19 protein-coding genes are annotated in these 16,175 nt (G+C 67.9%); 11 read left to right on the top strand and 8 right to left on the bottom strand.

Annotated features, from left to right (window positions below; genetic code table 11):
- Positions 1 to 574 (bottom strand): TorF family putative porin (locus tag ABB28_RS04635; RefSeq protein ID WP_152983397.1); only part of this gene is annotated, 574 nt, incomplete at its 3' end.
- Between the two features lie 177 nt (positions 575 to 751).
- Here ABB28_RS04635 and ABB28_RS04640 point away from each other — a divergent pair.
- The gene (locus tag ABB28_RS04640) at positions 752 to 1,141 is read left to right on the top strand and encodes a DUF6165 family protein (protein ID WP_057507516.1); all 390 of its coding nucleotides are present in this window, start codon (positions 752 to 754) and stop codon (positions 1,139 to 1,141) included.
- 96 nt (positions 1,142 to 1,237) lie between these two features.
- Here ABB28_RS04640 and ABB28_RS04645 read toward each other — a convergent pair whose 3' ends face one another.
- Entirely contained in the window at positions 1,238 to 1,810 is a 573-nt protein-coding gene (locus ABB28_RS04645; RefSeq protein WP_057507517.1) for an OmpO family porin, read from the bottom strand.
- 319 nt (positions 1,811 to 2,129) lie between these two features.
- On the opposite strand from ABB28_RS04645, the gene ABB28_RS04650 reads away from it, so the two are divergent.
- The gene (locus tag ABB28_RS04650; RefSeq protein WP_057507518.1) at positions 2,130 to 2,486 is read left to right on the top strand and encodes a DUF1428 domain-containing protein; all 357 of its coding nucleotides are present in this window, start codon (positions 2,130 to 2,132) and stop codon (positions 2,484 to 2,486) included.
- A gap of 10 nt (positions 2,487 to 2,496) precedes the next feature.
- On the opposite strand, the gene ABB28_RS04655 is transcribed toward ABB28_RS04650, so the two are convergent.
- The gene (locus tag ABB28_RS04655) at positions 2,497 to 3,168 is read right to left on the bottom strand and encodes a hypothetical protein (protein WP_057507519.1); all 672 of its coding nucleotides are present in this window, start codon (positions 3,166 to 3,168) and stop codon (positions 2,497 to 2,499) included.
- A gap of 109 nt (positions 3,169 to 3,277) precedes the next feature.
- Complete coding sequence (locus tag ABB28_RS04660) at positions 3,278 to 4,258, bottom strand: hypothetical protein (protein WP_057507520.1); 981 nt, start codon at positions 4,256 to 4,258, stop codon at positions 3,278 to 3,280.
- Positions 4,259 to 4,683: 425 nt separating this feature from the next.
- On the opposite strand from ABB28_RS04660, the gene ABB28_RS04665 reads away from it, so the two are divergent.
- The 9 genes from ABB28_RS04665 to ABB28_RS04705 all read left to right on the top strand — a co-directional run bounded on the left by ABB28_RS04665 (position 4,684) and on the right by ABB28_RS04705 (position 12,660).
- A complete protein-coding gene (locus ABB28_RS04665) occupies positions 4,684 to 6,111 on the top strand; it encodes a Do family serine endopeptidase (RefSeq protein WP_057507521.1) in 1,428 nt (475 codons plus the stop codon).
- A 113-nt stretch (positions 6,112 to 6,224) separates the two neighbouring features.
- On the top strand, positions 6,225 to 6,590 hold the full coding sequence (locus ABB28_RS04670) for a hypothetical protein (RefSeq protein WP_042613320.1): 366 nt from the start codon (positions 6,225 to 6,227) through the stop codon (positions 6,588 to 6,590).
- A gap of 8 nt (positions 6,591 to 6,598) precedes the next feature.
- Entirely contained in the window at positions 6,599 to 7,078 is a 480-nt protein-coding gene (locus ABB28_RS04675) for a phage holin family protein (protein WP_057507522.1), read from the top strand.
- Positions 7,075 to 7,596: a hypothetical protein gene (locus tag ABB28_RS04680; protein WP_057507523.1), complete on the top strand. Its 522-nt coding sequence runs from the start codon at positions 7,075 to 7,077 to the stop codon at positions 7,594 to 7,596. The genes ABB28_RS04675 and ABB28_RS04680 overlap by 4 nt, the downstream gene beginning before the upstream one ends.
- Before the next feature lie 68 nt (positions 7,597 to 7,664).
- On the top strand, positions 7,665 to 8,762 hold the full coding sequence (locus tag ABB28_RS04685) for an AI-2E family transporter (protein WP_057507524.1): 1,098 nt from the start codon (positions 7,665 to 7,667) through the stop codon (positions 8,760 to 8,762).
- Between the two features lie 31 nt (positions 8,763 to 8,793).
- The gene (locus ABB28_RS04690; RefSeq protein ID WP_057507525.1) at positions 8,794 to 9,513 is read left to right on the top strand and encodes an HAD family hydrolase; all 720 of its coding nucleotides are present in this window, start codon (positions 8,794 to 8,796) and stop codon (positions 9,511 to 9,513) included.
- A 4-nt stretch (positions 9,514 to 9,517) separates the two neighbouring features.
- Positions 9,518 to 10,885: a leucyl aminopeptidase family protein gene (locus ABB28_RS04695; protein ID WP_057507526.1), complete on the top strand. Its 1,368-nt coding sequence runs from the start codon at positions 9,518 to 9,520 to the stop codon at positions 10,883 to 10,885.
- Positions 10,886 to 11,017: 132 nt separating this feature from the next.
- The gene (locus ABB28_RS04700; protein WP_057507527.1) at positions 11,018 to 12,124 is read left to right on the top strand and encodes a catalase family peroxidase; all 1,107 of its coding nucleotides are present in this window, start codon (positions 11,018 to 11,020) and stop codon (positions 12,122 to 12,124) included.
- A complete protein-coding gene (locus ABB28_RS04705) occupies positions 12,121 to 12,660 on the top strand; it encodes a cytochrome b (RefSeq protein WP_057507528.1) in 540 nt (179 codons plus the stop codon). Before ABB28_RS04700 ends, ABB28_RS04705 begins: the two co-directional genes overlap by 4 nt.
- A gap of 6 nt (positions 12,661 to 12,666) precedes the next feature.
- Here the strand turns inward: ABB28_RS04705 and ABB28_RS04710 are convergent, their stop codons facing one another.
- From ABB28_RS04710 to ABB28_RS04725, 4 genes are read right to left on the bottom strand one after another with little or no spacing between them, the layout of a single operon-like run.
- The gene (locus tag ABB28_RS04710) at positions 12,667 to 13,269 is read right to left on the bottom strand and encodes a response regulator transcription factor (RefSeq protein WP_057507529.1); all 603 of its coding nucleotides are present in this window, start codon (positions 13,267 to 13,269) and stop codon (positions 12,667 to 12,669) included.
- A complete protein-coding gene (locus ABB28_RS04715) occupies positions 13,266 to 14,495 on the bottom strand; it encodes a sensor histidine kinase (RefSeq protein ID WP_057507530.1) in 1,230 nt (409 codons plus the stop codon). The genes ABB28_RS04710 and ABB28_RS04715 overlap by 4 nt, the downstream gene beginning before the upstream one ends.
- Positions 14,496 to 14,501: 6 nt before the next feature.
- The gene (locus tag ABB28_RS04720) at positions 14,502 to 15,278 is read right to left on the bottom strand and encodes an ABC transporter permease (RefSeq protein WP_057507531.1); all 777 of its coding nucleotides are present in this window, start codon (positions 15,276 to 15,278) and stop codon (positions 14,502 to 14,504) included.
- Positions 15,275 to 16,171: an ABC transporter ATP-binding protein gene (locus ABB28_RS04725; protein ID WP_057507532.1), complete on the bottom strand. Its 897-nt coding sequence runs from the start codon at positions 16,169 to 16,171 to the stop codon at positions 15,275 to 15,277. Before ABB28_RS04725 ends, ABB28_RS04720 begins: the two co-directional genes overlap by 4 nt.
- Positions 16,172 to 16,175: the final 4 nt, after the last annotated feature.

Below are 16,175 nucleotides of genomic sequence, written 5' to 3' on the forward strand. Positions count from 1 at the left end.
CCACGCTGAGCTGCACGTGCTGGTAGTCGCGGGCCTGTGCACGTGCCAGTGCGTAAAGGCCATAAGCCGCTTCCAGGCGCGTCGCGCCTGACAAGGGCAGGCGCACGCCGATCTGCGCATAGGTGCCAGGATGGCCGCCGGCCAGCGCGTCGCGCGAGTGCGCCAGCTGCAGCCAGGCGCGCTGCCTGAAGGTCGCCGTGGCGGACAGCTCGGTCCAGTCCAGGGCGCGGCCGGTGGATGGATACAGATAGCGGGTCGCCGTGGCGTCCAGGCTCCAGTGCGGGGCCAGTTCGCCGCTCCAGCCCAACACGGCATCGAACTCGCTGCGTGCGCCGATGTCCGGTTCGAACGCTACATTGGATCCCCACAGGCTGGCATACAGCCCGGTGGCATGCGTGGCGCGCGCGCCGGCCTGCACGGCGGGATCTTCGCCGGTCTGCGAGCTGCCACGCCAGACGTAGTCGCTTGCCAGCGCGAGGCTGCCGCTGACATCGGCCTGCGCCTCTTCCACGGGCACCAGGCCCATTGCCATCACGCCGGCCACGCCCACGCCGCGCAGTACTTGCCACTTCATCCCATCACCCTTGTCTGCTGGGCGGCACTGCCGCCGGAGCTGCGCAGTCTGGGCGCCGACGGCGTAATCGATCGAGGGTGCCAGGGGCCCCTGCGCGCAAAGCCTGCGTAAAACCTGCCCTCGCATCGGCCCGGTGGCTGCGCGCTATCATGCAGGCCTGTTGAACGGAGCACCTGCGTGGACGCGATCCTGACCCCTGTATCGATCGGTGAGCTGATCGACAAGATCACCATCCTGGAAATCAAGGCCGAGCGCATCGACGATGCGGACAAACTGGCCAACGTGCGCACCGAACTGGATGGGCTGCTGCCGCTGTTCGAAGCCCAGCGTGGCAACCAGCCGGCACTGGACGCGCTCAAGCAGCAGCTGAAGGCGATCAACGAGCGCATGTGGGACATCCAGGACCAGCTGCGCGACAAGGAAGCGGCACAGGTGTTCGACGATGCCTTCGTGCAGCTGGCACGCGGTGTCTACGGCACCAACGGCGAGCGCGTGCAGGTCAAGAACGAGATCAACCGGGTGGCCGGCTCGGCGCTGGTGGAAGAGAAGCAGTACCAGGGCGAATGAGCAGCCCGCGGCGCGATCCCGGAAACCAGACAGGCCCGGCAATGCCGGGCCTGTTGGTTCAAGCACACGGCATGCGTGAGGCATGCCGCTGCGGAATTACCAGCTGAAGCGCGGGCCGACCGACCATTCCTTGTCGCCATCGCGGTTCATCTTCAGGTCGCCATTGATGCCCCAGTTCTGGTTCAACTTGACGTGTGCACCCAGGCGGCCGTACCACTGGCCTTCCGGATTGACGTTGTTCTTCTTGGCGTAGTCTTCGTAGCCGCCCATCGCGTAGACCTCGGCGTGCTCGCCGAACGCGGTGCGGATACCGGCTTCAGCGCTGTAGCCGTTGAAGTTCAGGCCCTGCCTGGCGTCGTACTTGTTGTACGCAGCGCGCGCAACGAAGTCGGTCGAGGGGGCGATCTCGACGTTGTAGCCCGCACCCACGCGCCACTGGTTGAAGCGGTTCGACGAGCCTGCCACTTCCTGCCGGCTGAAATCACCGAACACGTGCATGTTCGGCAGCACGCCGTAGGAGCCCTTGACGCCCCAACCTTCGGCCTCGCCACCCTGGGCATCGGTCTTGGCGTAGTTGCCTTCGGCGTAGTTGTAGGACAGGTTGTCAGCGGCCGAAGCAGCGAACGGCAGGGCGGAGGCCAGAGCCAGGGCAATCAGGGAATTCTTCATGGGTACAACCTCTTGTCTTTCTGGTTTTTATTGCAGCGGCGTCGGAACGCCATCGCATCGGGTTTGTAAAGTTTCCGTTCTTCGACCTAACCCCATCCTGAAAGCAGGAAAGCGATTTTTGGCTGCTATTCAGCTCTTTTCAGGCACACGCGCGCGCCTTTCATTTACTGATGTGCTCGCGGCTTTCACGCGCCGCGACGGTGGCCGGGCGTAAACAGCCCGAATGCGGCTGATGCCGCCATCCCATGTCGTTTTGCACGCTTCTGATTCGTCATACCCATGAAGGTCCCGCATCCGCGGGCCATCCGGAGAACAGGCAATGAGCTACATCGACGGCTTCGTCCTGGCGGTACCCACGGACAAGAAACAGGCGTTCATCGACCACGCGCGCAGCATGGACCCGGTATTTCTGGAGCTGGGCGCGACACGGGTTGTCGAATGCTGGGGCGAGGACGTACCGCCCGGCAAGACCACGGATTTCTACCGGGCGGTCAGCGCCAAGGACAACGAGACCGTGGTGTTTTCGTGGGTGGAGTGGCCGGACAAGGCCACCCGCGACAGCGGCATGGCGAAGATGATGGACGACCCGCGGATGGACCCGGCCAACAACCCGATGCCGTTCGACGGACAGCGGATGATCTTCGGCGGGTTCACGCCGATCGTCGAGCTACCGTAACGCGGCCTGGTCAGCGCGCTTCGGGCGTGTCGTCGGTGGCCTGGGTGCCGACGGCCATGCCGGCACCCAGCCCGCCCATCGCGCCCATGCCTGCGCCGCCTCCTCCGCCGGCCTTGCCGCCGCGTTCGCCCGCATCGGCACGGCCCTTCGCCGCACCACCTGCGGCCGGACGTGTCGGCCCCTGGTGCGGAATCTGCAGGCCCGTGGGAATCGGGGCCAGGTCGAGCGCCTCACGGATGAAGTCACGCAGCGAGACCACCAGTGCATGGGTATGCACGGGGCGCCCCTGGGCCAGTTCGGTGGCGGCATGCGCGGCCAGCCGCACCTGGTCGTCGGTGCCCAGCAGCAGGATGTCCGACAGCGCCGCTTCCACGGCATCGCGGATGCGGCGCGAACGGTCCGAGCCGGGTTCGACGATGCCCTGCTGGTGTGCGCGTTCGCGCAGCTGGCGCAGGTGCGAAGGATCAACGCCCAGATCGCCGGTGAAGGATCCGCCCAGCACTTTGTAGGCCGCCATCAAGGTGCGCAGCCGTTCATTGATCTGGCGGTTTTCGCGCTCGCGGCGCGCTTGCAGGGTCTGCATCACCAGCAGGCGGATACCCACGCCCAGCAGGGTGATGATAGCCAGTCCACCCAGGGTGGACAGCACGGCCTGCCATGAACTGAAATCGAGACCACGCATGGGGGAGTGCTCCTTGGCGAGGCCCCCATGATGCCCTGCCACGTGTGTGCAGGCGCATCATCATCGGCATCCCCTGCCGCCAGCCGGCGACAGGGGACGCCCAGCGCGCTTACTTGCCGCGCTTGGTCACGGCCTTGCGGGTGGCGACCTTCTTGGCCGGCGCCTTGCGGGCGGCCTTCTTCACCGGTGCTGCCTTCTTGGCAACGGCCTTGCGGGCGCCGGTGGTCTTCTTGGCAACGGCCTTCTTGGCAACGGCCGACTTCTTGGCAACGCCCTTCTTGGCAACTGCCGACTTCTTGCCGACGGTCTTCTTGGCGACAGCCGACTTCTTGCCGACGGTCTTCTTCGCGACAGCAGCCTTCTTGCCGACGGACTTCCTGGCGACAGCCGACTTCTTGGCAACGGTCTTCTTGGCAACAGCCGCCTTCTTGGCGACGGTCTTCTTGGCAACCGCGGTCTTCTTGCCAACGGTCTTCTTGGCGACAGCTGCCTTCTTGCCGACGGTCTTCTTGGCCACGGCGACCTTCTTGCCGACGGTCTTCTTGGCCACGGCGACCTTCTTGCCGACGGTCTTCTTGGCGACAGCGGCCTTCTTGGCGACGGTCTTCTTGGCAACGGCGGCCTTCTTGGTCGCGGTCTTCTTGGCCACGGCGACCTTCTTGCCGACGGTCTTCTTGGCTACGGCAGCTTTCTTGGTTGCGGTCTTCTTCACTGCGGCAGCCTTCTTGGCAACGGTCTTGGTGGCGGCGGCCTTCTTCTTGGCGACGACCTTCTTCAGCGCGGCCGCTTCGGCCTGTGCGTTCTGCTTGGCCGCTTCCAGCTTCTGCTTGGCCTTGGAGATCGACTTGCCCACCGACTTGGCGGCCTTGTCAGCCTTCTTGGCGACGGTCTGCTCGACGTTGGCAACGGCCTTCTTGGCGGCGACCACGCGGGTGGTGGCAGCCTTGCGCACGCGCTTGGCGGTGGTCTTGACCGCAGCCACCGCGTCTTCGGCGGTGTGGGCGATGGTCTCGCCAACGTTGGTTGCAGCTTCCTTTACAGTCTCGACGGTCTCGCTCAATGTCGTCGTCACACCATTACCGTTGCTCATGATTTGCCCTCCTGGGGGGCTGGAATGTCAAAACGGAGGCGATGCTATACCGGCAAGGTGCATCGTGGAACGGGAAACTGCGCAGGCGCAAGCGCGCGCGGCGATGGTGGCTGCAGTCGCGCGCAGCCATCGACGCGCGCGGCAAGTTGAAAACCCTCGTTTTCAAGGGGTTTCGCAGCGATGGTCGCGCACTGCGGACGTCGCTGCGCGCCGCCGCCGCGATCCTGCGCGCCCGCTTGCCGATACGACATCGGCAGCGGGGTTTGCGCGGAACTGCGCAACTTCCTCTGTGCCAGCCGGTTTCTTTCATGGCATGTTTATCCAGCGCGGGAGACACTTCCGCGGCCCTGCCGCAGCTCCCTGCGGCGCTCGCCTCCACCCTCGAGTGCGCTCGACTCCACCTCCCTGCCCGGACACCGATTCCCATGCGACCGATTCCGACCCTGCTTACGCTCGCACTGGCCGCAGCCTTCGGCGGCTTCGTCGCCAGCGGCATCAATGCACACCTGGACAACCGCGCCGAAGCAGCGCCGGCGCCGATCACCATCCCGGCCACCAGCGCGCTGCCCGCTGCGGTCGCCGGGCAGCCGGTTCCCTCGCTGGCACCGATGCTGGAGAAGGTCACCCCGGCCGTGGTCAGCGTCAACACCAAGCAGGTGGTGCGGGTGCGCAATCCCTTCTTCGAAGACCCGTTCTTCCGCCGCCTGTTCCCGGACGTGCCGCAGGAACGCATCAACGAATCGCTGGGTTCGGGCGTGATCATCGACGCCGCCGAAGGCCTGGTGCTGACCAACCACCATGTCATCGACAACGCCGACGACGTGCAGGTCACCCTGTCCGATGGACGCACGGTGAAGGCCGAATTCCTGGGTTCGGATGCGGACACCGACATCGCGCTGATCCGCATCCCCGCGCAGGGCCTGACCGGCATCACCCTCGGCAACAGCGACCAGCTGCGCGTGGGTGATTTCGTGGTCGCCATCGGCAATCCGTTCGGCTTCACCCAGACCGTGACCTCGGGCATCGTGTCGGCCGTCGGCCGCAGCGGCATCCGCGGGCTGGGCTACCAGAACTTCATCCAGACCGATGCATCGATCAATCCGGGCAACTCCGGCGGCGCGCTGGTCAACCTGCAGGGACAGCTGGTGGGCATCAACACCGCCAGCTTCAACCCGCAGGGCAGCATGGCTGGCAACATCGGCCTGGGGCTGGCCATTCCGTCCAACCTGGCGCGCAACGTGGTCGACCAGCTGGTCAAGCATGGGGTGGTGGTGCGCGGCACGCTGGGCATCGAAAGCCAGAACCTGACCCCGCAGCTGGCGCAGGGCCTGGGCCTGAGCGAAGCGCGCGGTGCGCTGGTCAGCCGGGTCCTGGCAGGATCGGCCGCAGCGGCGGCGGGCGTGCGCGCCGGCGATGTGGTAGTGACCGCCAACGGCCAACGCGTGGACAGCGCGCAGGCGCTGCACAACATCGAAGGACTGGCCGCGGTCGGCAGCGCGATGACCCTGGAACTGCGTCGCGATGGCAAGCCGGTACAGGTCAAGGCCATGTTGAAGGAGCAGGCGCGTGCGATCAGTGGCGACACGCTGGACCCGCGCCTGGGCGGTGCCACCTTCGTCGACCTGCCCGAGTCGCTGCGCCAGTCCGGGCTCAGCGGGGTGCTGGTCAACGAGGTCACCCGCGGCAGCCGCGCTGCCGCTTCCGGCCTTGCCAAGGGCGACATCGTGACCGAGGCCAGCGCAGGTGAATTCGCCGACCTCGCCAGCTGGCGGGCCAACTTCCAGCAGCCGCCGCAGCAGTTGGTGCTGCGTATCGTGCGGGGTAATGCCAGGGGGCAGTTGGTCATGCGCTGATGGCATGACGTACCGTAACGCCCCCTATACCCGGGCGATGGTATCCATGTCGTCCGTGGCCATCCCGCATGTCGGGATGGCGGCCGCCTTACCCACTGAAGCAGGAGATTGCGATGAGCCCCACCAATACCGAAAACCTGAAGGACCACCTGGGCGAAGCCTCCACCCACCTGAAGTCGGCCGCCAATGCGGCTGGCAGCGCCATCAAGGGCGCCACGGGTGCGGCCGGCGATGAGCTGCGGATCGGCAAGGCCAACGTCAAGGCCGAACTGTCCGACACCGCCCTGTCCGGCCTGGCCGCTGCCGAGTTCGGCGGTGCCGCTGCCAAGGAACAGGTCGATGCGCTGATGGACAAGGGCAAGGACCTGGTCGACAGCGCCGCCGAACTGATCCGCGAACGTCCGCTGGCGTCGTTCGGCGTCGCCTTCGCTGCCGGCTGGCTGATCGCCAAGCTCGCCCGTAGCGGCGGCGACAAGTAAGCCGCGGCGTGAGCGAAAGCGACAACACCGCCAACGGGCCTGATCCAGCGGCTACGCCGCCGCTGGATGAGAGCATCCGCCAGGTCAGCCAGGCCAGCCGCGCGACGGTGGATGCGGCGAAGCATTCGTTCCGCTCGCTGCGCCGGCTCGCGTCGGCTGACTTCGCCCTGGCACGCAGTGCCTTCGGCCGTGCCTTGGCGTGGTCCGGGGTAGCGATCGTGTTCGGCGCATCGGCGTGGCTGCTGATGGCGGCCACGTTGATCGCCCTGCTGCAGAGCTGGGGCATGTCCTGGTTGCATGCGCTGCTGATCACCTCGCTGCTCAGCCTGGCGATAACCGGCGTGGCGGCGTGGCGGGTGTCCTACTTCTTCCACCACACCGGCATGCATTCCACCCGCCGGCAGCTGTCCAAGCTGGGCCTGTTCGACGAGCCCGGCGATGAAGAAGACCCCGATGCCGGCGTCAAGATCCCGGAGGGCAAGCCATGAAGTTCAGCGTATTGCGCAGCCGGGTGAAGCGCTGCGAACAGGTGGTCGCGGTGCGGCTGGTCGATACCCAGGACCACTGGGGCGTACTCAGCCAGGTGTGGCGCAGTGGCTGGTCGCCGCTGCGCATCATCGTTGCCGGCGTGGCCAGCGGCTTCGTCGTCGGCAAGCTGGAAATCCCCGGCAAGGTCAATGGTGCACGCTGGCTGCAGATGGTCGGCTCGGTATCCAACCTGCTGGCCAGTGGCCAGGCCGCGTTCGCTTCGGCGATGGCCGCGCATGCGGCCGGTACCGCAGACGATGCCGCAGAGCAGGCCGATGCCGCTGCGGACAAAGTGGATGATGCGGTGAACCCTGGTGCGACCGCTGCCGCTGCCGGTGCAGCCGCCGGCGCGGCGGCCGCGGCTGCCGCGGCATCCCCGCCGCGGGCGCCTGCCCAGGCCGGTCTCGGCCGCCAGGACCCGGATGATTCCATCGGTCCACGCCCGGCGGAAGCGGCAACCGAATTGTCCGAACGTTGACACGGTGAACCCGCCGCGTTGATCGCGGCGGGCGGATAATGGGGAACTTTTCCCCTGCCGGTGCGACGATGAGCGAGTCCCTTTCCAGCGTCCCGGCCGAACCGTCCCTCGTTGCGCCACCGCCTTCGCGTCCGCGCGCGCCGGTATCGCTGGTCGTACTGGCCACGCTTGCCGTCGCGTTCACGCTGTGGGCAGCGCAGCCGGTGGTGCTGCCGATCCTGCTGGCGATGTTCTTCGCCCTGGTGGGCAACCCGATCCTGCGGCTGCTGCAACGCATCTGGGTACCGCGTGCACTCGGCGCCATCCTGGTGATCGTCGTGGGACTGGGAGCCACCACTGCGCTTGCCGTGCAGTTGGTGGTGCCGACCATGGAGTGGGCGCAGGAAGCGCCGCAGCAGCTGCGCAAGATCGGCCGCCAGGTGCAGAACCTGACCAAGCCGGTGCAGCAGGCCAACCAGGCCGCCGAGAACTTCGCCCGCGTGGCCGCCGGCGAAGGCACCCGGCGCGTGCAGGTGGTGCGCACCCAGCTGGACGATCCGTACCGCGCGATCACCCAGGCCCCGCGCCTGCTGGCTTCGGTGCTGGCGGTGGTGCTGCTCACCCTGTTCTTCATGATCTACGGCCAGGACCTGCAACGGCACGCCATCGCCCTGTTCCCCAACCGCCAGCAACAACGTTTCACCACCGATATCCTGCGGTCGATCGAACGCGAGGTGTCGCGCTACGTGCTGACCATCACCGTGATCAACAGCCTGGTCGGCCTGGTGTTCGCCGGCACGCTGATGCTGCTGGGTCTGGAAATGCAGGATGCCCTGCTGTGGGGCACGATGGCCGCGCTGCTCAACTTCGCTCCTTACGTGGGTCCGCTCATCGGCGTGGCGCTGATGCTGCTGGTCGGCTTCGTCGAGTTCCCCGATCCGCTCAAGGCGATCCTGCCGGCCGCCTGCTACCTCGCCCTGCACGCGCTGGAAGGCCAGCTGATCACCCCGATCGTGCTGGGCCGGCGGATGAAACTCTCGCCACTGGTGCTGATCCTGGCCTTGATGATCTTCGGTTGGCTGTGGGGCTTCGTCGGGCTGCTGCTGGCGGTGCCGCTGCTGGTCTGCGTGAAGCTGGTGCTGGCACGGCTGGAAGGCATGCAGGGCTGGTCACGGCTGCTGGAATGAAAGCCGTTGGCGACGGGCGTAGAATGGCCGGGTGAACTTTCCCATCCAAGCCATCACCCTCGACCTCGACGACACCCTGTGGCCCTTCGCTCCGATCGGCGCACGCATCGACCAGGTCCTGCACGACTGGATGCTGCAGCACAGTCCCGCCACGGCCGCGATGTTTCCGCAGGCGGCGATGCGTGAACTGCGCGAGCGCGCCTACGTCGACAACCCCCACCTGCACCACGACCTGAGTGCGCTGCGCCGGCTGACGCTGCAGCACGCCCTGCAGGAAAGCGGCGCCGACCCGGCCCTGCTGGAGCCGGCCTACGAAGCGTTCTATGCCGCGCGCAACCAGGTGGAGTACTACCCGGATGCGCTGGATGCCCTGCAGCGCATCGCTGCCCGGGTGCCAGTGGCAGCGCTGAGCAATGGCAACGCCGACCTGGAGCGGATCGGCGTGGCGCACTTGTTCGCCTTCCAGCTGGGCGCGCGCGAACACGGTGCAGCCAAGCCGGTCGCCAGCATTTTCCATGCCGCCTGCGAGCGCCTGGGCGTTGCACCGGCGCATGTCCTGCACGTGGGCGACCACGTTGAAATGGACGTGGCCGGGGCGATGTCCGCCGGCCTGCGCGGCTGCTGGATCAACCGCGAAGCGGCCCGCTGGAACCATCCTTCGCTGCAGCCCGACCTGCAGTTCGACACCCTCACCGGGCTGGCCGACTGGCTTGATGCCAACCCCGCCGCCAGCGCAACCAGGAGCGCCTGACCCCATGACCGAGATCACCGGTTTCGTTGCCACCTCCGACCAGGCGCTGCCGCTGCACGTGCTGGACCGGGAGCAGTTCAAGGCATGGAATGCCTCCCAGCCGCCGGCGCTGCAGGCGTGGCTGCAGTCGCAGAACTTCACCGCCAGCGGCCACAGCGTGGCGCTGCTGCCGGGCGAGCACGGCATTGCCGGTGCGGTGATCGGGATCGGCGACGCAGGCGATGCGTACAGCTATGCCCATGCACCGCACGCGCTGCCCGAAGGCACGGTGTGGAAGCTGGCCACCGCACTGGAGCCGGCGCAGCAGGACCTGCTGCAGCTGGGCTGGGGACTGGGCAGCTATCGCTTCGACCGCTACAAGGCGCGCAACCGTGCACCGGCCCGGCTGCTGGCCAGCCCGTCGGCCGAGGTGGCCGCACTGGTCACTGCGAGCCTGCGCGTGCGCGACTGGGTCAACACCCCCACCGAAGACATGGGGCCGCAGCAGCTGGAAGACGCCGCGCGCGCCTTGGCCAACGCGCACGGCGCGCAGCTGGAGGCGATCACCGGTGATGCGCTGCTGGAGCAGGATTTCCCGGCCATCCACGCGGTGGGCCGTGCCTCGCACCGCGCGCCACGGCTGATCGTGCTGCGCTGGGGCAAGGACACCGATCCGTCGCTGGTGCTGGTCGGCAAGGGCGTGTGCTTCGATACCGGCGGGCTGGACATCAAGCCGGCCGACGGCATGCGCAACATGAAGAAGGATATGGGCGGCGCGGCGCATGCGCTGGCGCTGGCCGGGCTGGTGATGGCCCAGGGCCTGCCGGTGCGGCTGACCCTGCTGGTGCCGGCGGTGGAGAATGCGATCGGCCCGGATGCGTTCCGGCCGGGTGAAGTGATCGCCACCCGCAAGGGCCTGAGCGTGGAGATCGACAACACCGATGCCGAAGGCCGGGTGATCCTGGGCGATGCGCTGACCTTCGCCAGCGAACAGCAGCCGGACCTGGTGCTCGACTTCGCCACCCTGACCGGCGCGGCACGCATCGCGCTGGGTCCGGACCTGCCCGCACTGTTCAGCAACGATGACGCGGTGGCCCAGCAGTGGCTGCAGGCTGGCGAGCAGACCCGTGACCCGGTGTGGCGGATGCCGCTGTGGCGGCCGTACCTGCGTTACCTGCACAGCGGCATCGCCGACCTGGCCAATGCCGGTTCGCGGATGGGTGGCGCGGTCACCGCCGCGCTGTACCTGGAACGCTTCCTGGCCGACGGCCAGCGCTGGGCCCACCTGGACGTGTATGCCTGGAACGACGGCGAGCGCCCTGGCCGCCCCGCCGGCGGCGAAGCCCTGGCACTGCGTTCGGCCTGGGCCATGCTGAAAGCCCGCTACGCCTGACCCCTGAAAAAGGGGACGGAGGGGATTAAGTCGCAAGTGGCCAGACAGGGCCGTTTGCGACTCAATCCCCTCCGTCCCCTTTTTTGCTTAGGATGGGGCACCGCGCATTTTCATGCCAGGCAGGAACCGTCGATGCCCTTGTTCCGCTTCACCCGCAAAGGCGGCTTACCGCGCGGCCCACGACCGCATTCACCGCTGCCGTGGATCGCGCTGATCGCGCTGATCCTGGGTCTGATCGCGCTGGCCTTCGCCTGGCTGGCCGGTTGGATAGGTGGTGATCGACCCACTGCGCAGCGGTTCACCGACACCATCGAAGCCACCGGCCCGGCCCATCCGGGCTTCCGCCGCGCGCACAGCAAGGGCGTGTGCGTAGCCGGCTGGTTCGAACCGACGCCGCAGGGCGCGGCGCTGTCGCGCGCCCAGGTGTTCAGCCAGCCGCGGGTGCCGGTGCTGGGACGGCTGTCGATCGGCGGCGGCGATCCGCACGGTGCCGACGCGCAGGCGCGGGTGCGCAGCATCGCCCTGCAGCTGGTGAGTGACAACGGGCAGGAATGGCGGATGGCGATGAACAGCTTCCCGTTCTTCGCCGTACCCAGCCCGGAGGCCTTCCTGGAACAGACCCGGGCGCAGCTGCCCGACCCGGCAACCGGCAAGCCGGACCCGGCGAAGATGGCCGCCGTGCTGGAAAAATACCCCAGCGCGCGGGCGTTCCAGCAGTGGGCGAAGACCGCGCCATGGACCACCAGCTGGGCCAATACGCAGTTCAACAGCGTCAACAGTTTCTGGTTCACCGCCGCTGACGGCACCCGCCAGGCAGTGCGCTGGAGCTGGGAACCGCAGGCGGCGCCGGTGACGCTGGACGAAGCAGCCCGGGCCGCTGCGGGACTGGATCACCTGGCCGACGAGTTTGCCACGCGGCTGGCCAGCGGGCCGGTGCGCTGGAACCTGGTGGTGACCCTGGCCGGCCCCGGCGACGTGGTCGAAGACCCGTCGACCCCCTGGCCGGCCGGACGCACGCGCGTGCAGGCCGGCGTGCTGTCGCTGGAGCAGATGCAGCCGCAGGCCGGAGGCGCCTGCAACGACCTGAACTTCGATCCGTTGATCCTGCCCGATGGAATCAGCGGCAGCGACGATGCGGTGCTGGCGGCACGCTCGGCGGTGTATTCGCATTCGTTCAACCGCCGCGAACGCGAGACCGCGCGTGGTGCATCCGGCGAAGCTGCGGGGGTGTCGCGATGAACACAACGGACCGGACGCCCGGCCACTTCAATCGGCTGGCCCGCGTGCTGCACTGGACGATGGCGGTGATGATCCTGGCGATGCTGTTCATCGGCGTCACCATGATGGCCTCGCTGCACCTGCGGCCGACCCTGGTGGATATCCACCGTCCGTTGGGCATCACGATCGGGCTGCTGGTGCTGCTGCGCCTGTACAACCGCCTGCGCCACCCGCCACCGCCGCTGCCGGCCGACCTGCCGTGGTGGCAGGCGCTGGCCGCGAAGGCGTCGCACTGGCTGCTGTATGCGCTGATGCTGGCGATGCCGCTGCTGGGCTGGTCGATGTTGTCCGCCGGTGGCTATCCGATCGTGCTGTGGAGTGGCTTCAACCTGCCCCCGATCGCCCCGCATTCGGCCGCACTGTATACCGCGCTGCGCAGTGCCCACAGCCTGCTGGCCTATGTGCTGTTCGCCACCGTGCTGATGCACCTCGGTGCCGCGCTGTACCACGCCTGGGTCCGCCGCGACGGCGTGTTCGAGTCGATGGCGAAGAAATAGCGGGCGCTACAGCCAGCCCTTCTGGCGGGCCAGCCGGTAGGCTTCGATGCGGTTGGCCACGCCGAGCTTGCCGATGCATTCGGACAGGTAGTTGCGCACCGTGCCGTGCGACAGGCCGAGCTCGGTGGCGATCTCGCCGGCGGTCTTTCCTTCGCCTGCCAGGCGCAGCACGCGGCGCTCGCGGTCGGTCAAGGGATCGGCCTGCGACCAGGCGTCCAGTGCCAGTTGCGGGTCGATGGCGCGGGCTCCCTGCTGCACGCGGCGCAGGGCATCGGCCAGGTGGTCGGCCGGCGCGTCCTTCAGCAGGTAACCGAGCACGCCTGCGTCCAGCGCGCGGCGCAGGAAGCCGGTACGCGCGAAGGTAGTGACGATCACGACCTTGATCGGCAGTTGCTGCCGTGCAATCCGCTGCGCCAGTTCCAGCCCGGTCAGGCCGGGCATTTCGATGTCGGTGACCAGGATATCCGGCCGCAGCTGCTGCAACAGTCGCCACGCCGCTTCGCCGTCGGCCGCACTGCCCAGCACCTCGATGTCCGGCTCCAGCCCCAGCAGCGCCGACAACGCGCCGCGTACCATGGCCTGGTCTTCGGCCAGTACGATCCGGATCATGGGGTGCCCTTCAACAGGCTGGCAGGCGATGGATCCGGCGCCCGGTCCATCGGTGTTGGCATGGCCGGCGCCGGCACGCGCACCGTGATGCAGGTGCCGCCCTGCGGCAGCGCTTCCAGCTGCAGCGTACCGCGCAGTGCGGCGATGCGTTCGCGCATTCCGGCCAGGCCGTTGCCTTCGGTGGTCACCCCGCCACGGCCGTTGTCGCGCACCTGCATCAGCAAGCTGTGTCCTTCGCGTGCAAAGTGCACCTGCGCATTGCCTGCAAGCGCGTGGCGGGCGATGTTGGTCACCGCCTCGCGCAGCACCAGCGCCAGCGCACGCTCGATCTCCAGCGGCATCGGCGGCGGTGGCAGGTAGTCCAGGTGGACCTGCTGGCATTCCAGCAGCAGCCGCGCCGAGGCAAGCTCACCGGCGAGGTCGCTGGAGCGGAAGCCGGTGACCGCGCTGCGGACCTGCGCCAGCGCCTGCCGCGCGATGTCTTCGGCCTCGCCGATCTCCTGCCGTGCGCGTGCATCGCCACGGTCGTACAGCTTGCGCGAAAGCTCCAGCTTCAACGTGATCAGCGACAGCGTGTGCCCAAGCAGGTCGTGCAGGTCGCGGCCGATGCGCTCGCGCTCGGCCGTGGCCGCCAGCCGGCGCACCTCATCCTGTGACAGCTGCAGCTGCGCATCGCGTTCCTTGTTGACCGCCTCCATGTTCGATATCAGGCCGATCACCACCGACATGAAGGGAATCCAGACCAGGTTCTGCCACGCCCAGCCGGCAAGCCACGCGGTGCCGACGAACACCGTGTTGAGCAGCAGCAACTGCAACAGATAGCGCCAGGCGCTGCCGTTGCGGCACACGCGCAGCATCACGCAACCGAACACGAAATAGCTGATGCCGGACGGATACCACGGCACCAGCACCAGACTCATCGCGACCATCGCCAGTGCATAGCGTGGTGCATGGTGGCGCGGCGCCAGCATCGCTCGGGCGTACAGGAACAGGAAGGTGGGATAGCTGAGCAGGGTCAGCAACGCCCAGCGCGCGGTGTACCCGCCCCCGAACAGGGGGGTCAGGAACACCCACGACGTCCACAGCAGGTGGATGTAATCACTCAAGCCGGACTGCCCACGCCGCCGATGGTCGGCCACCGCCGAATCCGGCGCGGGGCGCAGCAGGGGAGCCAACCACTTGAACGGCACGGTGGATTCCAGCAGGAGACGGTCGCGGCCGATCATGCCATGTCAGCCGACGCGGCGCAGGCGACGGGCGGCCAACAGGGCGCCGACGACCGTCACCGCCCCCAGTACCATCCCGTGCATCAGCACGCTGCCGCCGGCGGGCTGGCCGATGACACGCAGCGCCAGCTGCGCGGCATGCCAGGTAGGCCACAGCGGGGCAAGCGTGCTGAACACCCCCGGCAGCATCGACAGCGGCACCCACAGGCCTGACAGCAATGCCAGCGGCAGGTAGACCAGGTTGACCAGCGCCGGCGCGGCGTCCGATTCCACATGGCTGCCGATCAGCAGGCCGATCGCTCCCAACGGCAGCGCGACCAGCGCCGCCACCGCCACCAGCCCGGCCATCTGCAGCGGTGCCAGGCTGACCCCGCCCATCGTGCGCGCCGCGGCGATCAGCAGGATCGCCACCACCACCGCGAAGATCACCGCCATCAACAGGCGCGCCAGCAGCGGTGCCAACGGCGGCACGGGCAAGGCACGCTTCAGCGTCAGCAGGCCGCCAGCGCGATCCATCGCCAACTGCACGCCGAAGCCGAACAGGGCCGGCCCCATCGCGCCGAACACGCAGTAGGTGGCCAGCAGATAACGCGAGGCCTGCCCGCGGCCCAGCATCACCCCGAACATCGCGTAGAACAGCACCGGGAACAGCAGGCACGGCAGCACGAAGGCAGGCGTGCGCCAGGTCCTGCGCAGCTCGGCCTTCAGTTCGGCGATGTAGGGGGCAAGCAGGCGCGCCAGCGGCCGGCGCGGTGGATCCACGGCAACGCGCTGGATGTTCATGCGGCCTCCCGGGTCAGTTCAACGAAGGCTTCGGCCAGGCCGCCGCCGCGCACGTCCAGCTCGCTCAGCTGGGGGTCCTCGGCCAACAGTCGCGCCACTACCGGCTCGGCAGGTTCGGCCAGCAGCTCCAGATGATCGCCCGCACGGCGTGCTTCGATCACGCCCTGCCAGCCCTGCAGCAGCGCCACGTCCAACCCGCTGCGGCACCGGACCCGCCGCGGTGCCAGCTGCGGCCGGAACGTGGCCAGCGGACCGTCGGCCAGCACGCGTCCCTGCTCCAGCACCACCACACGGCTGGCAAGCGCTTCGGCTTCTTCCAGGTAATGGGTGGTCAGCACGATCCCGCAGCCTTCCGCGCGCAGCTGCGCGATGGCGTGCCACATGGCCTGGCGCGCTTCGATGTCCAGGCCGGTGGTCGGTTCGTCCAGGAACAGCAGGCGCGGGCCACCACACAGCGCGATGGCGAACTGCACGCGTCGCTGCTGGCCACCGGACAGCTGGCCGTAGGCGCGCTGCTGCAGGTCCTGCACGCCGGCAATGGCCAGGCAGTCGGCCAACGGTCGCGGCCGTGGATAGCTGGCGCGGAACTGCTCTACCAGCTCACCCACCCGCAGCTTCGGCGGCAATGCCGTGTCCTGCAGCATCACGCCCACCTGCTCACGCTGCGATCGACATTGCGGGTCACCACCCAGCAGCGTCACCTGGCCGGCATCCGGCAGACGCAGTCCCAGCAGCACGGCGATGGCCGTGGTCTTGCCGGCACCATTGCGACCGAGCAGTGCCAGTACTTCGCCGGGACGCACCTGCAGGCTGACACCGGCCAGTGCAATGGCATTGCGATAGCGCACCTGCACGTCGTGCAGTGCGGCCAACGGAGGGGCATGGAGGGGCATGGCG

This window comes from Stenotrophomonas chelatiphaga, assembly GCF_001431535.1.
GTDB classification, from domain to species: domain Bacteria; phylum Pseudomonadota; class Gammaproteobacteria; order Xanthomonadales; family Xanthomonadaceae; genus Stenotrophomonas; species Stenotrophomonas chelatiphaga.